The sequence below is a fragment of the Limosilactobacillus sp. genome, from assembly GCF_022482365.1.
Taxonomy (GTDB): domain Bacteria; phylum Bacillota; class Bacilli; order Lactobacillales; family Lactobacillaceae; genus Limosilactobacillus.
Genome location: NZ_JAKVPE010000001.1, coordinates 2,169,587 through 2,189,368 on the forward strand (window position 1 = coordinate 2,169,587; position 19,782 = coordinate 2,189,368).

At 36.5% G+C, this 19,782-nt stretch carries 19 protein-coding genes and 1 pseudogene; 13 read left to right on the forward strand and 7 right to left on the reverse strand.

Going from position 1 to position 19,782, the window contains the following annotated elements; genetic code table 11:
* Nucleotides 1–3 precede the first annotated feature (3 nt).
* The 11 genes from LKE23_RS10210 (at nt 4) to LKE23_RS10260 (ending at nt 11,035) form a co-directional block, all read left to right on the forward strand.
* Nucleotides 4–1,050, forward strand: coding sequence for a glycosyltransferase (locus tag LKE23_RS10210; protein ID WP_291977235.1), 1,047 nt, complete (start codon nt 4–6; stop codon nt 1,048–1,050).
* Nucleotides 1,038–1,928 carry a glycosyltransferase family 2 protein gene (locus tag LKE23_RS10215; RefSeq protein WP_291977236.1) on the forward strand — a complete coding sequence of 297 codons (891 nt, stop codon included), beginning with the start codon at nt 1,038–1,040 and terminating at the stop codon, nt 1,926–1,928. The genes LKE23_RS10210 and LKE23_RS10215 overlap by 13 nt, the downstream gene beginning before the upstream one ends.
* A 35-nt stretch (nt 1,929–1,963) precedes the next feature.
* A complete protein-coding gene (locus LKE23_RS10220) occupies nt 1,964–2,872 on the forward strand; it encodes a hypothetical protein (RefSeq protein ID WP_291977237.1) in 909 nt (302 codons plus the stop codon).
* Nucleotides 2,873–2,901: 29 nt separating this feature from the next.
* Nucleotides 2,902–4,050 carry a hypothetical protein gene (locus LKE23_RS10225; RefSeq protein ID WP_291977238.1) on the forward strand — a complete coding sequence of 383 codons (1,149 nt, stop codon included), beginning with the start codon at nt 2,902–2,904 and terminating at the stop codon, nt 4,048–4,050.
* Between the two features lie 15 nt (nt 4,051–4,065).
* The gene (locus LKE23_RS10230) at nt 4,066–5,142 is read left to right on the forward strand and encodes a glycosyltransferase family 4 protein (protein ID WP_291977239.1); all 1,077 of its coding nucleotides are present in this window, start codon (nt 4,066–4,068) and stop codon (nt 5,140–5,142) included.
* A gap of 56 nt (nt 5,143–5,198) precedes the next feature.
* Nucleotides 5,199–6,689, forward strand: a complete 1,491-nt coding sequence (locus LKE23_RS10235) for a flippase (protein WP_291977240.1) — start codon at nt 5,199–5,201, stop codon at nt 6,687–6,689.
* Nucleotides 6,689–7,558, forward strand: a complete 870-nt coding sequence (gene rfbA, locus LKE23_RS10240) for a glucose-1-phosphate thymidylyltransferase RfbA (RefSeq protein ID WP_291977241.1) — start codon at nt 6,689–6,691, stop codon at nt 7,556–7,558. The genes LKE23_RS10235 and rfbA overlap by 1 nt, the downstream gene beginning before the upstream one ends.
* A 10-nt stretch (nt 7,559–7,568) precedes the next feature.
* Nucleotides 7,569–8,150 (forward strand): dTDP-4-dehydrorhamnose 3,5-epimerase, encoded by a 582-nt coding sequence (gene rfbC / locus LKE23_RS10245; protein WP_291977242.1) that lies wholly within the window; start codon nt 7,569–7,571, stop codon nt 8,148–8,150.
* A 15-nt stretch (nt 8,151–8,165) separates the two neighbouring features.
* Entirely contained in the window at nt 8,166–9,209 is a 1,044-nt protein-coding gene (gene rfbB, locus LKE23_RS10250; protein WP_291977243.1) for a dTDP-glucose 4,6-dehydratase, read from the forward strand.
* A 57-nt stretch (nt 9,210–9,266) separates the two neighbouring features.
* Nucleotides 9,267–10,103, forward strand: a complete 837-nt coding sequence (gene rfbD, locus LKE23_RS10255) for a dTDP-4-dehydrorhamnose reductase (protein WP_291977244.1) — start codon at nt 9,267–9,269, stop codon at nt 10,101–10,103.
* Between the two features lie 395 nt (nt 10,104–10,498).
* The gene (locus LKE23_RS10260; RefSeq protein ID WP_291977245.1) at nt 10,499–11,035 is read left to right on the forward strand and encodes a hypothetical protein; all 537 of its coding nucleotides are present in this window, start codon (nt 10,499–10,501) and stop codon (nt 11,033–11,035) included.
* A gap of 56 nt (nt 11,036–11,091) precedes the next feature.
* Here the strand turns inward: LKE23_RS10260 and LKE23_RS10265 are convergent.
* The 7 genes and pseudogenes from LKE23_RS10265 to LKE23_RS10295 all read right to left on the reverse strand — a co-directional run bounded on the left by LKE23_RS10265 (nt 11,092) and on the right by LKE23_RS10295 (nt 17,573).
* A pseudogene (locus LKE23_RS10265) lies at nt 11,092–12,254 on the reverse strand (ISL3 family transposase).
* A 1,321-nt stretch (nt 12,255–13,575) separates the two neighbouring features.
* Nucleotides 13,576–15,378 (reverse strand): DUF5906 domain-containing protein, encoded by a 1,803-nt coding sequence (locus LKE23_RS10270; protein WP_291977247.1) that lies wholly within the window; start codon nt 15,376–15,378, stop codon nt 13,576–13,578.
* Between the two features lie 13 nt (nt 15,379–15,391).
* Entirely contained in the window at nt 15,392–16,459 is a 1,068-nt protein-coding gene (locus tag LKE23_RS10275; RefSeq protein ID WP_291977248.1) for a phage NrS-1 polymerase family protein, read from the reverse strand.
* Nucleotides 16,452–16,688: a hypothetical protein gene (locus LKE23_RS10280; RefSeq protein WP_291977249.1), complete on the reverse strand. Its 237-nt coding sequence runs from the start codon at nt 16,686–16,688 to the stop codon at nt 16,452–16,454. The genes LKE23_RS10275 and LKE23_RS10280 overlap by 8 nt, the downstream gene beginning before the upstream one ends.
* A gap of 115 nt (nt 16,689–16,803) precedes the next feature.
* Complete coding sequence (locus LKE23_RS10285; RefSeq protein WP_291977250.1) at nt 16,804–17,121, reverse strand: hypothetical protein; 318 nt, start codon at nt 17,119–17,121, stop codon at nt 16,804–16,806.
* A 16-nt stretch (nt 17,122–17,137) separates the two neighbouring features.
* Nucleotides 17,138–17,266 carry a hypothetical protein gene (locus LKE23_RS10290; RefSeq protein WP_263851051.1) on the reverse strand — a complete coding sequence of 43 codons (129 nt, stop codon included), beginning with the start codon at nt 17,264–17,266 and terminating at the stop codon, nt 17,138–17,140.
* A 37-nt stretch (nt 17,267–17,303) separates the two neighbouring features.
* A complete protein-coding gene (locus tag LKE23_RS10295; RefSeq protein WP_291977251.1) occupies nt 17,304–17,573 on the reverse strand; it encodes a helix-turn-helix domain-containing protein in 270 nt (89 codons plus the stop codon).
* Between the two features lie 143 nt (nt 17,574–17,716).
* Here LKE23_RS10295 and LKE23_RS10300 point away from each other — a divergent pair, with 143 nt between their 5' ends.
* Nucleotides 17,717–18,367, forward strand: a complete 651-nt coding sequence (locus LKE23_RS10300; RefSeq protein WP_291977252.1) for a helix-turn-helix domain-containing protein — start codon at nt 17,717–17,719, stop codon at nt 18,365–18,367.
* 310 nt (nt 18,368–18,677) lie between these two features.
* Complete coding sequence (locus LKE23_RS10305) at nt 18,678–19,781, forward strand: site-specific integrase (protein ID WP_291977253.1); 1,104 nt, start codon at nt 18,678–18,680, stop codon at nt 19,779–19,781.
* The last annotated feature ends 1 nt before the right edge of the window (nt 19,782 follow it).

Genomic DNA, 19,782 nt, shown 5'->3' on the forward strand with positions numbered 1-19,782 from the left:
TTTATGAAAATCTTATTTCTATTAAAAAGCCATAAATATTCTGGTGCCGAAAACGTGATTTTAACTTTAATGCAACTTTTGCCGGATGAGTATGAAACATACTATGCTTCACCAGATGGCCCTATTAAGCAGGTAGTTAAAACTAGAGGACAGCGTTTTATCGCTTTGGATAAACCGAATCTTAAATCTGTAAAAAAAGTAATAGATGATATTGAACCTGATATCATTCATGCTTCAGATTTTTCTATGAGCATACTGACGGTAATGGCTTCCCCTAAAGTACCTGTTATCTCACATTTACATAGTAATCCGACTTGGATTAAAAAAGGATTTGATCCAAGGGCTATTTTGTATAAATTGGCCTTACGGAGAATTAATAAAGTTGTATGTGTTTCTCCTGCCATTATTGATGAATTTGGTAGTAAAGAATTAAAAAGTAAGGCAATAATAATTCCGAACGTTATTAATATAAATAGAATCAAGCAATTGTCTAATGGTAATGGTGGTGTTAGTAGTGATATTTGTCTAGTGGGAAGGCTAACATCACAGAAAAACCCATTATTTTTTTGTAAGATAATAAAAGAAATAAAAAAACACCAACCGAATGTTAAAGCTATAATTATAGGACGCGGAGAGCTTAAAAATAAAGTTGATAATTACATTCAAACTAATAAATTATCTAATAATGTTAAATTAATAGGCTTCAAAGCAAATCCATATCCTTATATGAAAAAAGCAAAAATTTGTATAATGCCTTCAAAATATGAAGGATTTGGTTTGTCAGCGTTGGAAATGCTAGCTTTAGGCAAACCTGTTATCGCTAGTAACGTTGGTGGGCTGAAAACTATTATAAACACAACTTGTGGGGATTTAATTAGTGAATTTAATCCTGAAAAATATTCAGATAGTTATTTTAATCTAATTGACCCTGAGATATATAAGAAAAAGGCTCAAGGAGCATTGTTAACATCTAAAAAATTCGCCGACATAAACTTATTTAGGAAAAAATTTATGAGAGTCTATGCGGAGGCGATAAAATGCCAGAATTAACAATTTTAACGCCGTGCTTTAATCGATTGGAACAAATTAAAAAATTGATAAAAAGCTTAAATAATCAAACAGTGTTTAACTTCCAATGGTTAATAATTGATGACGGAAGCAATGATGGGACTGAACAGTGGTTTGAACGACTCGATAAGGATTCGTATCATTTTAAGATAGATTATTTTTATAAAAAAAATGGTGGAAAACATACTGCATTAAACTATTCTCATCAATATATACAAGGAAAATATGTAGTTATTGTTGATAGCGATGATATTTTAATAAGTAAGGCAGTAGAAGTAATTCTGGATTATTGGAGAGAATATGAACATGATAAGAATATAGGGAGTATAATTTTTCAAAAGGGTTGGTTAGACAATCAACAAAAATTTGATAATAAGATTAATGGAATTAAGGAATCGACTTTTGCTGAAATGGCTAATGAAGGAGTATCCGGAGACCATTGTGAAACCTTTCGGACTAGTTTATTTACGCAAGAGAATTTTCCAATTTACAAAAATGAAAATTTTGTTGCAGAAGGTGCAATGTGGTATCTTTTAACAAAGAACTATCATGTTATATACGTTGATAAAGTAATATATTTGGCTAAGTATTTAGAAGGTGGATTAACAAAATCAGGAAGAAGATTACGAGTAGTTAATCCTAATGGAAGCAGATGGCATGCACGAATATTTTTAGATCGGGATTTTTGCTTCAAAATAAGATTAAAAAATTCAATCTTATTTGATACTTATTCTCACTTTATAGGAGAAAAATGGTCAAAAGCTGTAGAAAACGTACCACATTCTCGACTAATGTTATCTATAGTATGGTGGCCAAGCTATATTTTGTATTATTTATGGAATAAGAAATACGGCAATTAATTTTTGGTAAGACTTATATATGAGGTTTATGAGAAATGAATGATGATGCTAAATTGCAAAAAAATAAAACACTTATTTTAACACAAACTAATCCCGAAGTCGATGTTATGTTCAAAAGCTGGCTTGAATATAATTTACATGCTGATGTTATATTTAAAAATGTTTCTAAACCATTACGTGCTTTACGAAGAATTGTAGCTATGAAGATGCCAGCGCGTTTTCTTTCTTGTTGGCTCAATAATTGGAAAACAGAATTGAATAATTACAATACGATTATTATTCATGCAAGTGAATTGACAAATCATCTTCCTGAATATATTCATCGAATTAATCCCCAAATTAGAATTATATATTGGTATTGGAACCCGGTTAATAATCATACTTTACCAAGACTGGTTACGGATAGTAATGTTGAGTTTTGGACCTTTGATAAAGGGGACAAAAAAAAATATCATATGAAATTTAATATTCAATATTATACTGGGACTACCAATATTCAAAAAGAAAATGTAAAATATGATGTATATTTTATTGGACATGATAAGGGAAGAAAAAAGAAAATTAATGACATACTAAAAAAAATTAAAAATGCTGGTTTGAAATATAAGGTTGATATATTATCAGATAATTCTAAGAGGCATATTGCATATAATATAGTAAAAAAAAGGATTATGGCTGCCAAAGCTATTTTAGAAGTAAATCAAAAGGGACAAACAGGTTATACATTACGGGCCTTGGAATCACTTTTCTTAGAGAAAAAATTGATAACAACTAATAAGAGTATTGTTAATGAGAACTTTTATTCTTCCAAGAATATTTTTGTTGTTGATTCTGATGATTGGGGAAAATTACCGTCTATTATTACGTCTCCATACGATAAAACCGTAAATCATTTTAAGAATAAGTACGATATTAATGCATGGTTTAGTAATTTCTTTGATTGAAAAGGCGGCATTTTTAAAGGGTTTTCTATATGTCTTCAAATATTAAATTAACAATTTATACTAAGATTCTTGAATGTAGTATTTTTTATTTTGTTTTGATGAATAGTCTTTTGAAAAATAATATTTCTATTTCGATTATCAACTTGAGTAGAATTCTTATTTTCTTGGTATTAGGATTGGCATTAGTTTGGAATGTATTTTTTTATCAAGACTTAAATGCTAAGCTAAAACTTTTAGTACTAGCATTAATAATGATTCTATTATTTTTTATTAATGCTAGTCAATTTAGTTGCTTAATTTTCTTTGCTATGTATTGTTTATTTATAAAGCCTTATAAAGTAATTAAATTATATTTTAATGGAATATTATATGGGATTGTAATTGTTGTATTACTAAGTTTGACTAATTTTATTCCTAAACAGCAAGGAAATTTGTGGGTATTTGGATTTCCTAATCCTAATATTATTGGCTTTTTAGTGGTAGTAGAACTTTTATCTTATTTTATCCTAAAATGGTATAGAATTAACTTTTTTGATTTTATAGTTTTCTTACTTTGCATTTTTTTTGAAAAGAAAATACTGAGTGATGATACGGCAGTAATTGTATTATTAATTTTCTTAACTACTTACATGGTTTCAAAAAATCCTAAGTTATTTTTGTTAGTTGGGAAGTTGACATTAATTGCTCCTATTTTTTTGCTTGCTTTTTCCTGGTTTCTGGCAAGTTATTATGGTAAGTATAATTGGATATATAGATTAAGTAATTTTCTTACATATAGGCCTGAGATATGGCATGATTATCTTGAAATTTATGGTGTTCACTTATTACCATCTAGAATGACGATTTTATTTGCTACAGATTTTCAAAAGTTGTTTTATGGTGGTAATTTGCCCCGTTTATATGCAGGTTTTGATACTTCATATATGTATTTACTTTTATCGGGTGGATTAATAATATCATTATTCATTATTTTTATATTGTCTAATTTTGTGTATAGAGTTAAGGATAATCCAGCATTTATTTGTTATAGCCTTGCTTTGTTTATTTTTGGCTTTACTGAAACATCTGTACTAACTCCCCTAGGATATTATCAAAATGCATTATTGATGATTGCTCTTGCAGGTTTTATTGATCATAGTTATTTCAAAACAATATGTAGAGTTAAAAATGTTAATTAATAAGGAGCTGCAATTATGAAAATAAATATGATTTTGCCAGGAATAGGACACTCCGGAGGCGTGCAAATGGCAACTGATTATTTAAATTATTTTTCAAAGCATGGTAATGATGTTATATGTTATGTTCCTTTTACAGGGGCATATTATGGATGGAAAAGAATATTATTTCCTAAATCAATATATAGAATTTTAAGATCAAAAGATTTACGAGGAAGGTGGATCTCTCATAATATTACAGTAAAATTTGTACCTTTTATTGATAATATATTTGTTAGAAATGCAGATATTACAATAGCAACTAGCTGGCTGACAAGTTATTGGGTTTATAAATTAAGGCCTCAAAAGGGAGCTAAAGTTTATTTTATTCAAGATTTCGAAACATGGGGAAAAGAAAGGGAAAATTCTAAAGTAAAAGCTAGTTATCAGTTACCATATGATCTACGCGTTTCAGTAAGTACTGAACTTCATGATAGGCTAATGAAAGAAACAGATGCATCATCATCTGTTATATGCAATGGTATTCCTGAAAGCTATATCATTAAAACAAGAGAATATGGTAGTAATAACAATAATATTGTTATAGGAATACCTTTTAGAGAAAAACGAGCTGTTAAGCAAGATATAAAGAATACATCATTTGGTATTAATAGTTTACTAACCTTTGTAAAAAAACATCCAAATATTAAATTAAAAACATTTGGTTTTAAAAAGCCTAAGGACTTTCCTAAACAAATTAAATTTTTGGAAAATCCTAGTAGAGAAGAGCTAAATGAATGGTATGATTCTGTTAATCTTTTTTATGTTCCAAGTATATATGAGGGATGGGGATTACCTGCTATGGAGGCCATGGCACGTGGTTGTGTTGTCTTAGGCTCGGATACAGGTTGCCTCAAAGAATTAGGACGGCACTTGAAGAATTGCTATAAAATCCAAAATATGACTGATCAGGAGGAATTATTCAAAGGATTAGAAATATTATGTCGATCTCAGAATTTGAGAAAAAACATTTCAAAAAATGCAATTTCTACTGTTAAATATTATTCTTTTGAAGAAGAGGCTAATAAATTTCTTGAGCTTCTTAATAAGCTATAAAAACATTATTTTGTTTGTCATAGTTATAGTTTACTTGTATTTTAAAGGAGTAGTTAATGAATAATAATAATAGTAGTAAAAAAAAACATTCTTTAGGTGTTAATGCGGCTCTTAATGGGCTCCAGAGTATTCTAAATTTAATTTTTCCCCTTATAACTTTTCCTTATGTTTCTAGAATTCTTTCGGTTGAAGGAATGGGGATTTATAATTTTTCATCTACGTATGTTGGTTATTTTCTATTGATTGCTGGCCTAGGTATTAATACATATGCTATTAGAGAGGGGGCTAAATTTAGAGATAATTATAGAAAAATGAGTAATTTTTCTAGCGAAGTTTTTTCTCTTAATATGACTTCTACTCTGGTAGCATATATTTTATTGATTTTAAGCTTGTTAGTTTTTAAAGTTTTGAATAATTATTCATTGTGCATTTTGATTTTTAGTATTCAAATACTTTTTACTACGCTTGGCACAAATTGGCTATATGTAATATATGAGGATTATGCATATATTACAACTAGGAATATTGTATTTAAGATTATTTCGATTATATTATTATTTGTATTTGTAAAAAAGACGACTGATTATCTTATTTACGCTTGGATAACTGTTTTGGCTTCAGTAGGTTCCAATTTGTTAAATTATATTCATGCAAAATCTTTTGTAAAATTACGGTTTTCATGGAAAACAAATTGGAGGATTCACGTAAAACCTACATTAATTATTTTCGCGTCAGCTATAGCAGTTAATATATATGTTTCTTCTGATAACACGATTCTAGGATTAATTAAAGGGGATCGAGAAGTCGGTATCTATGGTGTTTCTGTAAAAATTTATACAATTGTTGCCAGCTTACTAACTGCAATTTTAACTGTAACAATTCCTAGACTTTCAGTTTTATATGGGAAAAAGCTTTTTAATGAGTACAAAGTTATTCTAAATAAGTTAATAAATTTATTGATTGTTTTAACTTTTCCTGCAATGACAGGGCTTATGATGCTTAGTAAAAATATTGTAGTAATAATTGCAGGGGAAAAATATATACAAGCTTCAAATTCCTTGGCAATTATTGCTTGGGCTATTCTATTTTCACTATTTAGTTGGGTCATTTCAGATTGCGTATTATTGCCTGCAAAAAGGGAAAAATATCTTTTAAAGAGTACAATTATAACTGCAATATTTAATGTTATGATTAATCTAGTTTTTATACCTCTTTGGTCATATGATGGCGCTTCATTGAGTACTGTCTTAGCTGAGGTAATGTCAGTAACTATGAATGCTTATTATGGGAAAGATATATTAAAAAAGACACTGACAAAGAAAACTTTTGTTAAAAATGTTTTAGACGCTTTAATAGGTTGCGTTGTCGTATTGCTATTTTGCTATATGGTTAATTTAAACGTTAAATCATTTGTAGTAGGAATATTAATTTCGGTTCCGTTAGCCATAATAGGTTATTTTATTACTCTGGTGCTTTGCAACAATTTAACGGTTAAAGAGGCTGTTGAGTATATGAGGAATACCTTTCAAGAAAAGAGGCAATTTTAATGAAGGGAATAATTTTAGCAGGTGGGTCTGGTACCCGTCTATATCCAATTACACGTAGTATTTCGAAGCAACTGATCCCGGTTTACGATAAGCCAATGATCTATTATCCATTGTCGACGTTAATGTTAGCCGGTATTCGGGATATTCTGGTAATCTCAACACCAGAATATGTGCCTCTGTTTAAGGAACTATTGGGTAACGGCTCTGACCTGGGGATGAACTTCTCTTACAAGGTTCAGGAGCACCCGAATGGTCTGGCAGAAGCTTTTATCCTGGGGGAGGACTTTATCGGAGATGACTCGGTAGCCCTGATCCTGGGTGACAACATCTATTATGGTGCGGGCCTGTCCCAACTGGTTCAAGACGCTGCCAAGAAGACTGACGGAGCGACAGTCTTTGGTTACCATGTCAACGATCCGGAACGGTTTGGGGTCGTTGATTTCGATGATCAAATGCACGCTCTGTCAATTGAAGAGAAGCCGGCGCACCCAAAGAGCAACTACGCGGTCACCGGTCTCTACTTCTACGACAACAATGTGGTTGATATTGCCAAGCACATCAAGCCATCCGACCGTGGTGAGCTGGAGATCACCGATGTGAACAAGGAATATCTCCGGCAGGGCAAGCTGGATGTTAAGCTGATGGGCCGGGGTTATGCCTGGTTGGATACCGGGACCCACGACTCCATGCTAGAAGCGGCTAACTTCATCGCTACGATCGAACGACGTCAAAATTTGAAGGTCGCAGCTCTGGAGGAGATTGCCTACCGGATGGGTTACATTGATAAGGACAAGCTGGTCGAATTGGCCCAGCCGCTCAAGAAGAACGACTACGGTCAATACTTATTGCGGCTAGCTAAGCAAGATTAGGAGGAAAAGAATGGGACAATTAAAGGTACAAACGACTAAGTTACAGGATGTTAAGATCATTACTCCAAAGGTCTTCGGTGATAACCGGGGCTTCTTTGAGGAAACCTACTCTGACCGGGACTTTAAGGAAGCCGGGATCGACTTCAACTTTGTCCAAGACAACCAATCATTGTCTAGCCGGGCTGGCGTGCTGCGGGGCCTGCACTTCCAACGTGGTAAGGCCGCTCAGACGAAGCTGATCCGGGTCGTTACCGGGGCCGTACTGGATGTCATCGTGGATGTCCGGAAGGGTTCCCCAACGTACAAGCAATGGGAAGGCTACATCCTCTCCGCAAGTAACCACCGTCAGCTCTTGGTGCCACGTGGCTTTGCTCATGGTTTTCTGACCTTGACCGATAATGTTAACTTCCTCTATAAGGTGGACAACTACTACGACGCTGAAGCTGATGGTGGTTTTTCCTTCAAGACCCCTGAATTGAACATTGACTGGCCAATCGAATTCGATAAGACCATTACTTCCGAGAAGGATGCCAATCAGCCAACTTTTACGGAATTTGAGAAGGACAACCCATTTGCTTACGGTGAAATCTAAGGAGTCTTGTCAGATATGAAAAAAGCATTTAAGAATATCATTGTTACCGGTGGTTGTGGGTTCATCGGTTCTAACTTCGTTCACTTTCTGGTTAATAACCACCCTGAAGTTGAACACATTACTGTCCTGGACAAGCTGACCTATGCCGGTAATCCAGCCAATATCGCTGGCCTGCCGAAGGACAAGGTTGAACTGGTTATTGGTGATATCTGTGATAAGGATCTGGTTGACAAGCTGGTCAGTCAAGCTGACGCCGTGGTTCATTATGCTGCTGAAAGTCATAACGACAACTCCCTAATCGATCCAACTCCGTTCATTAAGACTAATATCGAGGGTACCTTTACCCTGATCCAGGCCTGCCGGAAGTACGACGTTCGTTACCATCATATCTCTACCGATGAAGTTTACGGCGACCTACCACTGCGGGAAGATTTACCAGGTCACGGTGAGGGCAAGGGTGAGAAGTTCATGCCTGATTCACCATATCGGCCATCCAGTCCATACTCCTCATCCAAGGCTAGTTCTGACCTGTTAGTTCGGGCTTGGGTTCGTTCCTTCGGTCTGCGGGCAACCATTTCCAACTGCTCCAACAACTACGGTCCTTACCAGCACATTGAGAAATTTATTCCACGTCAGATTACTAATATCTTGAGTGGAATTCGGCCAAAGCTTTACGGCTCTGGTAAGAATGTTCGGGACTGGATTCACACCAATGATCACTCCCGCGCCGTTTGGGACATCCTGACCAAAGGGAAGATCGGTGAGACCTACCTGATCGGGGCTAACGGCGAAAAGAATAATAAGGAAGTCCTTGAGATGATCTTGGAACTGATGAGTCAGCCTAAGGATGCTTACGATCACGTCAAGGACCGTCCAGGTCATGATCTGCGTTATGCCATCGACGCCACCAAGTTGCGCAACGATCTCGGCTGGGAGCCGGAATACACCGACTTCAAGACCGGTCTTCAACACACTATCGACTGGTACACCCAGCATGAAGACTGGTGGAAGGACGAGAAGGCTGCAGTTGAAGCTAAGTACGCTAAGAATGGTCAATAATTAAAATGATTTAACCAGGCAGCTAAATGTTGCCTGGCTTTTTTGGAGGGAACGAGAATGACAAAAATTTTAATCACCGGTGCCAACGGTCAGCTGGGTAGTGAGTTACGCAACTTGCTTGATGAACGTGGGGTAGCTTATGATGCCTTTGATTCCAAGGGCTTGGACATCACCGATAAGCAGGCGGTTGATGCTAAGTTCGATGCCTTGAGGCCTGAAGTGGTTTACCACTGTGCGGCTTATACTGCAGTTGACAATGCCGAAGATGAAGGAAAACAGGCCAACTGGAAGGTCAACGAGGACGGAACCCGTAATGTTGCTGAAGCAGCTAAGCGGGTCGGAACCAAGATGGTCTACATCAGCACGGATTACGTCTTCGATGGAACAAATCCTGACGAGTACCAGGTCGATGATCCAACCAACCCAAAGAACGAGTATGGCAAGGCCAAGCTTGCTGGTGAGCAGGCTGTTAAGGAAACACTGGATGATTACTACATTATCCGGACGTCCTGGGTCTTCGGTAAGTACGGCAAGAACTTTGTTTACACAATGCTACGTCTGGCTAAGGATCACGATAAGCTGACGGTAGTTGACGACCAGTTTGGCCGCCCAACGTGGACGCGGACCTTAGCCGAATTTATGATCTATCTGGTGGATAATGATCAGCCGTTTGGCACTTACCAACTCTCCAACGAAGGAAGTTGTTCCTGGTACGAGTTTGCCAGTGAAATTCTGAAGGACAAGGATGTCGAGGTGGCACCGGTAACATCTGAGGCTTACCCACAGAAGGCTTACCGTCCACGGCACTCAATCATGAATCTGGATAAGGCAGAAAATACTGGATTTAAAATTTTAAGATGGCAAGAGGCATTGCAAAAATTTTTAAAAGAGTAGTTATAACTAGCATAATGGTTTCCAAGGATAGTAATATTAAATGAAATTGCCTATTTGATAAGCACAACTAAAATTGCTTTGATTATTGTGAATTTAGCTGGTAAATTAATAAAATAATAGGATAGGTATTCGCAGATTTATTAGTTCTTAACTGAAACTTGAAAGCACGAAAATAGACCGGAGCTCTGATGAGCTCTGGTTTGTCAAGGGCGGTTTTAAATTGTCATTTTATGGCGGTTTAAAAATGTATGATTTGGGCGGTTTAAGAATTGACCGATGCCAAGCGGGACTATCAACGTAATAATTATTTTTTATAATATTCTCAATGTTTCAGGAAAATCTCTATATTATTATTGAGAAACTAAATATGGAAGATTTGAAAGGAAGCTTTTAATTTGTATGAGATTTGGAATTGGTTTAAAGGATTATTTTCAGGGGGTAAAATTCAGTCTAATATTGGAAAAACTAATACTAATATTTCTGTTGACGGTAATAATAACTTCAATGGCAATATTAAAGCAGAAAATGGTTCTATTGTAAGAAACAGCAATTCATTAATAATATATAAGGATGATTCTGATAGAATTAGATTAATAAAAAATTTTTCTAATAATTTCCTTGTTAAAGTTGATAAAATTCACCAAGAAATTGGTCTTTCTAGTGGTAAAAAGAATATTCCGGATTTTTGTAGTGAATTGGCTGTTCTTGAAAATTCGATAGATACGACTATGGATATTCCTGAAGAGCTTGTTTCTCCTGCTAAAGAAATTGTTCAGTCTTTGTGGAATTATTATAAGCTAGTTGCTAATTCTAAGAATGTTGATGCTAAACAATATGCAGTTGATTTTGAGTCAAGTAAACAAAAAGTTGTGGTTTTAGCAAGAAAATATTCTGATATTTTAAGAAGATATATTCATGGTGAAAATAGTTGATTTTGATTTTGGCTCTTTGTCAATCGGTAAGGATGAAGAGATTTTGGAGAACTAGACTAAGCTACTTTGGCTTTTGGTCTAGTTCTCTTTTTTGATAATTCACGAATCATGAGATTAGAAGTCTTCAACGAAATAAGAATCCTAATCCGAAAATGGAAGAAGTAGCGATAGCCATATGCAGTTCGCTTGATGACTTTAATTTTATTGTTGGTACCTTCGATCGGACCGTTGGTTAATCGGGTGTAAAAGCTGGCAATAATCTCCTGACGGTGCTTGGCGAGGGTTCGCTTAACTCGTCTCATAACGTTTGGTAGATTATTCTGCTTAATTAACTGATCTAGCAAGGCCTGACTGCGGTCGTGGCTATTAAGTCTTGATAGTATTCGTAGGCAGCCCTTAGATCTGGAGAGAAATCGAGTAGCCGTTCGACAACTTCTTGATTGGATAACCAGTGATATTGGAAGTTACGTCGGGAATAACAGTGTAGGTAATCTAGTTGGCTTTCCTTGGTCATTAATATCTTCCAGTAATGCTTCAGAGCTCGGTATTCATGTGTGTTGGGGCCATATGCTTTCATGACTTTGATCCGGGCACTTTGAAGTGCCCGGTAAGCTTGGGCAACGACGTGAAAATGATCAGCTACAATCATAGACTGAGGGAATAAGTCATGGATTAAGTTGCGATAAGGTTCAAATAGATCGACAACGACAATCTTAACCGACCAGCGAGCCCTTTTAGAGTAGTGAGAAAGAAAGTAATCACGCATAAAGTGCGAATTACGGGACTGGATGATATCAATAGTGCGATGGTTTTGTGGATTCATTAAGATCATACTCATCTTACCTTGGGCGAACTTACCAGATTTAAAATCATCAAAAGCGATGGTTGCCGGTAACCAGTGAGGATTAGTCTTAAAGGTATCTTCGAGGCCCTCGAGCTGACGCTCAACGGTGTTAGTAGAAACATTGTGATGACTAGCAATGGTCCGCATTGATTCATTCTCACTGAGTTCCTGTACAATATGGTATTTAACGACATTCGCAATTCGACAGGCAAAGTTAACTCCTTGGGCCTCGGCAACTTTGGTAACTCGCTTGGGGCATTGGGGTGATGGTGGACAGAGATACTGTTGCTTCTTGATTTTTAAGACAGCTGGTTTCCCGGCCAGTGAAAGGATTTTAATCGTTACGGGCCGCTTACGGAAACCGTTGCGCCGCATCAGCTAGCCGCAAAGCGGACAGTGCATGGGATAAGACTGAATTAAATGAATGACCTTTAGTTCTTTACTCTCAGTTAAAAACGGTTTGTCAGGTTTTAAGTAAGGGTCCTTGATTTCGGTCCAAAAGTTGATATCATTAGTCATGAGGAATATATCCTTTCTAAGACAACTGAGTGGTTATGGGGATAACTTAAGACAGTTGTTTTTTTTTTAAATCAATGGTACAGCAAGTAACAAAAAACGGTAAAGATAAGAAATTATCTTATACTTACCGAATATCATAGAACCTTTTATTGCTGCGGAAAAGTGCGGAAAAATCATCCCCGTTTTTGTTCCAGATAAGTAGGACTATCTTTTTATGCCCTGCCCAATGTGCCCTTTTAAAGGGTGCAAAATGTGAAATTACTTTGGATATATCATCTTCGCAAATTTAACGATCAACTATGCGGTAAAATGCTTTTCGTTTCGTCTGAATGGCAACAATACCCCACCCCCTTAGCTATTCAAAATTTCTCACTTGCCAAAATAATAGTTAAAGCAGGGTAGGGGATGCTTAACCCTCAAAAATTCAAAAACGGGCATTAATGCGGGCTATCATATAGCGTTAAAGCCTGTATTATCAATAATTAGCATTTAATAGCCCCCCTACCTAAAAGTTTTAAATTACCGCTTGCGTGTAAGATGATGGCAATGTGTGCGCTCTTTTTGTTTGAGCCATAGGGGGCGGGGGTCAAAATCATGACCGGGTCTTAATTAGGTTTTTAATTATATTAACATCATGTATCTCAATAGCTTTTGCATTAGGCACATCGCGCCGAACAGTTAAGCATTCGCATCATCTCCGTTCTTTATTAATAATCTGCCATTACAATCAATGTAGTTATTCTTGCGCAAGAAACGCCAAACATCAGTAAGATTATCTGCGCCAACTCTGTAATAAAACGCAATCGTGTATCTCAAATCTATTATCTTATCTATTTGCCATGTTGTCCTCCTAACTGTGACAGCTTTCATGTGTGTGTGGTGTTCTGTCTTTTTCCTTTCTATTTTGTCCAAAAAGACACTTAAAGGCACTTTTTTTGGAAGACTTTTTCTTACTCTCCCAAGGGCTTAACCCTCTAAAAAGACAAAAGGACATTTTATTCTCTACTACTTTTTTTCAAAATAAAAACCTTCTTTTTCTTTTTTAATTTAACTTATATAGTGTAAATTGTCCTTTTGTCCATTTTGGCCGTTCAGCCTTGATATAACAGCTTTTACGACCTTATGAAAAACTGTCTTTTGCTGTCCATTTGGACATTTTAGCCCCAAAATGGACATTTTATTCGATACTATTATCTTCGGCGTACATCGCTAACAGCTTTATAAGCACTTCTTGATTGCGCCAGCTTGTATATTTAACTCCGTCATCTTTATCGGTATCTCTGTCTTTTTCAAAATCGAACTTAATTTTTAATTCTGAACTCCAGCTTTTTTTACTGTAAGCATTCAAATCATTATCGTTGCAATATTGCTTATAGTCATTCCACGCTTCTTTGTCTGCGAGAAAATAAATTTCGTTTTTAGTTCGTCTAATCAGATTAGGGTTATTATACGGAATAGAGTTAAGCCAACTACCTAAAACGTCATTATCTTCTAGCCATTCATCTGTTGCACTTCTTATCTCTTTAGAGATTGTGAAGCCGTGCTTGAATGTATTTCGGAAAGCCTGAATACATTCATAGACAAACTGTGGTCGCTCTGCCTTGATAGTCTCAATGTTGTGTCGCTTCCAGAAAGCACGGTCAACATCACGGGTATCTTTATTAAAGAAGGGGAGTACGATTGCCCGGTCTTTTAATGCACCATCTACTTGTTTCCCACTAACCGGCGGCAAGTCATTAGCTGAAAATAGTAGTTTCGCATAAGCATTAAGCATGAATTGCTTACCGCCCTTGAATTCAGCCGGTAACCCATCACCACCGGTCAATTTTTTTATTCGGGCCATTGATTGAAGTAAGTCCGTTCCAATATCCGCATCATAAGCTAATTCCTTACTATATAAGGTAGATACGACAAACCTATTATTAGGGTCTGTCAGTTGTACTAGGTCAATTGGTGTGGTATTATCGTTGTTTTCCCCGTCTAAGTACCAGTTGCCAATCAAATTAATTAGAGTCGACTTACCATTACCTTTTTTGCCAGTAAATATCATGAAACGATTAGGAGCTTTTTTATAAGAGTTAAAGAACATATAACCTATATATTCTTTAAGACAAGTCACTGATTCATTATTTGCAGCCAACGTTGCTAGCTTATCGCTGCCGTACTCGCCAAGTTTTAGGCCATCGGTCAACATTTCTTCTAACATGGCATTAGTTTCAGTCGCTGGCTTGCTATTACTAGTGTCAAGGTCATAGCTGTGGTAATTAACCAGGTAATCACTTCTACAATGTCCCCTTAGAGCATTTTCTTTAAAGTCATATGTGCCATTCTTAAAAGCGACTAAACCAGTTGTCATTTTTTTATCCGGAGTTTTTACATCGTATTTATAGACAAAACGACTAGAATTGAAGATGTTCCAGCCTTTTGTAAAACCATCATTTAAAGCTCTAGTATCGGTTATCCCCCATTTTGCTAATTGTCCTTGTAATTGATAATTGAACCAATTTTTCATTTCTCTATGTTCAAATATTCGCCATGTACCCTTTTCCTCTTGATAAGTTTGGCCTTGTGATAGTTGTGGATAGACTTCTGTTGGTCTGTTGATTGCTAACTTAGTAGCAAAGGTGGACCACTCATAAACTAAATAAGGGCGACCGGTACGTTTAGCTAAAAGTAATTTTATCCAACAGGGGATAAATAATTCTATCATTTTTCGCCAATCATCACCCTCATCACTCCATGCAAAAAGAGGAGCACGACCGGAATTTTCATTCTCGTTATAAACATATTTTTCTTTATCAAAAGTACTTAGAAGGGCCGGTATAGATAATGGTTCAAGTTTGAAATTGCCGTTATATTGGGGGTCATGCCAAAGAGCGTCTGCTTCATCATATAAGCTTGACCACTCGCTTTCAGCAATACCATAGGCTTTACAGATTAATTTTTGGTCGTCGCTAAGTTTTACCTTGTTTTCTTCCATCTATAAATCACCTCTATCCAATCTCGCTTTTTAAGCCCTTAATGTTGAATTCAACTTTGTATCTGTTGCGCTGTGCTGATTTATAATTAATAGCTCTTTGAATAGTTCGCTGGCCATAAGTCCCGGCACCGTCTTTAGAATCCCACTTAGGACGGTATAAGTGAGTTTGCTTAAATATTTCGTCAATAAGCTTGCTGTTATATTCGCCGGTCGTTCGCTTAACCCAATAAGCTAAGATATTGCAACAAGTTTGGTCCTGGCTTGAAGGGTCATAATCAATCATTATTCCGTTCCAGTTAGGAACCTGTTTGCCACTAACGTTAGTACTAACAGTAGGCAAGTCGGCATTGAGCCACCAACTGAATTTAGTAGCATCAGTACTTTTCATAATGTTGTCGATTACTGCTAACCCCTGTTCACTCAACACACCTTGTGAAAGCTCTGTACCGCTAAAGGCATCATTAGTTGAAATAGTAGGGGAGTAATCACCAAATGCTAATTTATGCAATTGTTCCCACTGTTGTTGGTTAATAGTGGTTATTTTTAACGGCCGGTCAATATCTAGGCGGTTACCGGTCAGTGCTGCCATTCTTCCTTTTACATATAATTCACAGCCATGTTTTTTTCGTGTAAATTGCTTTACAGAATTGTCTAGTTTGAAAATGAAGTGAAGCCCTTCTTGCGACTGGCTAACTTCACAATAGGTGTAGTCCAGTAGTTCCACAATATTGCTGATAATGTTGTGTTCACCTAAGCTATAGTTAGCTATCACAGTTGGTATGTGGTCTATGTCTAAGAAGGCCCAACCGTCACCAAACATGAATCCGGGACCGCCGTAATGCATTTCTTTTATTCTTTGGGGGTTATTCTTAGCAAATACATAAGTGTTGTTTGCCTGCTGGTATGTCCCCCATGTGTTAGGGTTAGTAGATGAAGCCATACCTTTACACATAAAACTGTTAAGATTGTGTGGTATCTTTTTACGTTTGTGAATATTAGAAATGCTCATTTCTTCATAGAACCAAGCACACCAGCGCTTTTCTTTTTTCATCTCATCGGGGACAGTGAAGTCGTTAGTCATTAGCTTCACCTTCCAACCTGTATTGAGCTTCCAGGGCATCAAGTACATTGCGTAATTCTTTGATGAATTGCACGTCATCAATGGCGCTTACTGATTTACCCGGCACTTTTGACAAGTCACCCTTGCTAATAATCAAGGCTGAATTTCCTTGATGGTCACTGGAATAAATAACCTTGTATGGCTTCTTGAGGTTCACCAGGGAAGTTTCTACATTTATCTTTTTTTTCATGTCTTTTAAATCTCCTTCCATCGTGTTAAAATGAAAGGGTAAAGATATTTATGTTTCACGTCCTTAACGCCTGTCAGCACAAGGACTTTTTTTGTTTCACAAATATTCTTTACCCTTAAAACCATTTGTCATTGACAACTTCTTGGGTGGAATCTTGTAAGTTGTTAATGGCTTTTTTATTTTGCCCAAAAACATTATCTTCTAACTTGGTTAAGGCTTGGTATTGGATAGCCATTTTCTTAATCTCACGGGCTGTATTGAGAATATCATCTGCTTTTTCCACCGGATCAGTAATAACTACACCATCATCGAAAGTGATAGTTCCTTCATCTGGAATACCTTCACAAGCAGCAGCTACATACTTGCCAGCGTTGATAATCTTATCTTGAACGGTGATAATTTCATCTTCTAATTGTTGTTCTGTTTTAGTCATCGTAAATCATCCTTTCTTATAAATAGTTTGTAATAGTTGCTATAACAGCAAGCAGCGGAATAAGTGTCATGGCATACGCCCAAACACGTTCATCTGGGGCTGTGTACCAGAAATTAAGAATACTCTGGTCAATCTTTGCTAACATTAAATCACCTCCCAACATATCCCCCGTGTCGGAGAGATTAATTTGTTGCCATGAATTTGTCTAAGTCGTTACGATTGAAGCGATATGAACCAGCAATGTGCTTATAAGGAACTTTTTCCTCATCCATCCATGTGGACAGGGTGTTATAGGAAATTCCCAAGTATTTGGCCGCCGTGCCCTTATTCATATACATGGGCCACTTATCGTTCTTGCTTTTAGAATCATCAACGATTTTTTGTGCCGCTGTGCTAATAGCGACTTTTAGAGCATCTTCTAATTCTGGGGAGAGGTTAATTTCCGCTTGCATATTTTCACCGCCTTTTAATTTTTTGAACTAATTCCGAACTAGCTCGCAAAAAATAAAAATCCGAACTAATTCCGAACCATTGACTATATATTAAATCTAATTTATACTTGTGTCAATCGAATTTTTGAACTTTTTTCGAATTTTTGAAGGAAGGTGAAACTATCTCAAAAAATGCTGAAATGGGGAAACGAATCAGGTCTATTCGTAAAAGACTTGGAAAAAACCAAGAGGAGTTTGGACAATTGTTTGATCCGCCGGCCCCCAAAAGTAGCGTTTCCTATTGGGAAAACGGTGGTGGTCCTAATAAACAACGCTTAAAGAAAATAGCTGAACTTGGCGGTGTTTCTGTCGAATATCTTATAAATGGTAGCCATATGAGTGCGGCCGATACTAAACAATTACTTGATAAAGCGGTACACGGTTCTAAATTGAATGAAGAAGAGCAGAGAAAAATAACCGAATCACAAATTGAATTTACTTCAGTTATGTCAGCAATAACATCAAAGTGGGAAAGTACGGCCCGTAGCCAATTTGAAAAACAGCAAGACATTATTAAAAAAAATCCGTTATCAGTGATTGAGCTTTTAGCCTACGACGATTTCCTTATTCTTTTTAATTTGATTCGTTTACATGGCACCGATAGTCAGCAGGAAGATTATAGAGCGTTCTTAAACTTGATACGACAAATTGCTGTTGGCACTATTCAATATGATAAGGCCGATATTCTTCCTAATGTTGATAAGCTACTGTCTAGTTTTCCTATTAAGAAAGATGATAGCGATGAATCAAATTAGGGTACCATTTTTACTTCAATTTCATTATGGTACCGCTAGAATCATTATGGTACCGTCTCAGCCTTACGGCCCCAACGGTTTAGGCCACTCGGTACCACGGTACCATGCAATTCCACTTACTCAGTCAGTTTGAGATGTAGAGAAAGTGTAGTCTACATTCTACATATTGTTCTACACGGTTGAAGCTTACTCCCATAAAGGGTTAGACCACTATGTAGAGATGTAGAGTTCCATATCTGTTATTATGTGTTTTTATCACCTCTCAACATATCCCCCGTGTCGGTCAAACGATCGGAAAGGTGATAATAAAATGGCATATATTGGAACTACTGTGAAAAAGGCAAAAAATGGCTACTATGGTTATGTAAATTATCGTGACTCTAACGGTAACCGTAAGCAGAAGAAGGCCAAGGGGCATTTTAAGTTAAAGCGAGATGCCAAAGAAGCTGCCGGAAAGCTTAAATTAGAGCTTGAAGCATCAAATACTAGCTTGGCAGATATTTCTTTCGCTGATTATTATCGTCGGTGGGTTGAGTTATATAAGGAAAACAAAATCAAGAGCCATAGTGCAAAGTATCAATACAAGCTCATTGGTAACTATATTGAGGACTATTTTGAGCAGAAGAAGCTCAAAGATATACATAGAAGCGACTACCAAGCCTTCATTAATTGGTATGGTAAAGATCACTCCTATGAAAGTGTGAGGAAACTAAAAGGGGCTTGCCATACTTGTGTTAGCTATGCCGTTGATGATGATGTCGTGCGAAAGAACTTTACCGACAACGTTGAATTAGTTTATGACTCTGAACGGACTCGTAAGGTTCAGTATCTAAGTAATGATGAGCTTATTAAATTGAAAAAGCGGGTGGTTAGTCAGCTAGATCATAACTACACCAGTCGCTACATGATCCTCACGGCAATTTATACCGGAATGAGGAAAGCAGAAATTCAAGCGCTGACCTGGAACGACATTGACTTCTTGCACTCGACTATTTCTATAAATAAGTCGTGGGACGAAAAAGAAAAAACCTTCAAATCAACTAAGACAGAATCAAGCAACCGGGTAATCAAGGTTAACCGGGAACTACTTAAACGTTTAGAAGATTTGAAGGTTAATAGTTCTACCATGGTATTTAGAAATATGTTTGGGACAATTCCCACATCAAACGCATTGAATAAGTGCCTACATGAAATAATGAAGAACGCTAAGATTGATAAAGAAGGATTTCACTTCCATTCATTGCGTCACGTCCATGTAGCTTATTTGATTGGTCAGGGTGTCGATATATACGCAATCAGTAAGCGGTTAGGCCATGCTAACGTGAATATCACGTTAAAGGTGTATGCTTATCTGATTGATGAATACAAGGCAAAGAACGATAACTTAATAGTGGAAAAGCTTCAAAAAATATAAA

Excerpts from the sequence above, each read along its gene's own strand:
- LKE23_RS10210 (WP_291977235.1), top strand. The coding sequence starts at position 4 with ATGAAAATCTTATTTCTATTAAAAAGCCATAAATATTCTGGTGCCGAA.
- LKE23_RS10215 (WP_291977236.1), top strand. The coding sequence starts at position 1,038 with ATGCCAGAATTAACAATTTTAACGCCGTGCTTTAATCGATTGGAACAA.
- LKE23_RS10220 (WP_291977237.1), top strand. The coding sequence starts at position 1,964 with ATGAATGATGATGCTAAATTGCAAAAAAATAAAACACTTATTTTAACA.
- LKE23_RS10225 (WP_291977238.1), top strand. The coding sequence starts at position 2,902 with ATGTCTTCAAATATTAAATTAACAATTTATACTAAGATTCTTGAATGT.
- LKE23_RS10230 (WP_291977239.1), top strand. The coding sequence starts at position 4,066 with ATGAAAATAAATATGATTTTGCCAGGAATAGGACACTCCGGAGGCGTG.
- LKE23_RS10235 (WP_291977240.1), top strand. The coding sequence starts at position 5,199 with ATGAATAATAATAATAGTAGTAAAAAAAAACATTCTTTAGGTGTTAAT.
- rfbA (WP_291977241.1), top strand. The coding sequence starts at position 6,689 with ATGAAGGGAATAATTTTAGCAGGTGGGTCTGGTACCCGTCTATATCCA.
- rfbC (WP_291977242.1), top strand. The coding sequence starts at position 7,569 with ATGGGACAATTAAAGGTACAAACGACTAAGTTACAGGATGTTAAGATC.
- rfbB (WP_291977243.1), top strand. The coding sequence starts at position 8,166 with ATGAAAAAAGCATTTAAGAATATCATTGTTACCGGTGGTTGTGGGTTC.
- rfbD (WP_291977244.1), top strand. The coding sequence starts at position 9,267 with ATGACAAAAATTTTAATCACCGGTGCCAACGGTCAGCTGGGTAGTGAG.
- LKE23_RS10270 (WP_291977247.1), bottom strand. The coding sequence starts at position 15,378 with ATGGAAGAAAACAAGGTAAAACTTAGCGACGACCAAAAATTAATCTGT.
- LKE23_RS10275 (WP_291977248.1), bottom strand. The coding sequence starts at position 16,459 with ATGACTAACGACTTCACTGTCCCCGATGAGATGAAAAAAGAAAAGCGC.
- LKE23_RS10280 (WP_291977249.1), bottom strand. The coding sequence starts at position 16,688 with ATGAAAAAAAAGATAAATGTAGAAACTTCCCTGGTGAACCTCAAGAAG.
- LKE23_RS10285 (WP_291977250.1), bottom strand. The coding sequence starts at position 17,121 with ATGACTAAAACAGAACAACAATTAGAAGATGAAATTATCACCGTTCAA.
- LKE23_RS10290 (WP_263851051.1), bottom strand. The coding sequence starts at position 17,266 with ATGTTAGCAAAGATTGACCAGAGTATTCTTAATTTCTGGTACACAGCC.
- LKE23_RS10295 (WP_291977251.1), bottom strand. The coding sequence starts at position 17,573 with ATGCAAGCGGAAATTAACCTCTCCCCAGAATTAGAAGATGCTCTAAAA.
- LKE23_RS10305 (WP_291977253.1), top strand. The coding sequence starts at position 18,678 with ATGGCATATATTGGAACTACTGTGAAAAAGGCAAAAAATGGCTACTAT.